The organism is Mesorhizobium helmanticense, assembly GCF_003034915.1.
Lineage (GTDB): Bacteria > Pseudomonadota > Alphaproteobacteria > Rhizobiales > Rhizobiaceae > Mesorhizobium > Mesorhizobium helmanticense.
This window is the reverse complement of the sequence record NZ_PZJX01000140.1, coordinates 1-249: the sequence shown is the minus strand read 5'-3', so window position 1 is coordinate 249 and position 249 is coordinate 1. Positions and strand designations below refer to the sequence as shown.

The window sequence follows — 249 nt, the reverse complement described above, 5'->3', positions numbered from 1 at the left end:
ACAGAGGGCGGCAGCGTCCTCGCCGGAGGCGGTGTGGTGGGTTTCGGCCAGCAATTGATGAACGAGGGTCTCAGCCTGGGAAATATCGCCGGCCTTGCTAACGAGACGATCGCCTTCGCCAAGGAACATGCCGGCGACGAACTCGTGGACGAGGTCCTCAATTCCATTCCCGGCCTTCCCCAGTTCGCCTGATCAGCAGCAGCCGGGTGGCGTACCAATGTCGTGCGCCCATCTCGGCCCGTTTGCGCA

The 249-nt window shown here is 63.1% G+C and carries 1 pseudogene; it reads left to right on the top strand.

Going from position 1 to position 249, the window contains the following annotated elements:
* Positions 1–192 (top strand): annotated as a pseudogene (locus tag C9427_RS34365) (hypothetical protein); the annotation flags it as partial.
* Positions 193–249: the final 57 nt, after the last annotated feature.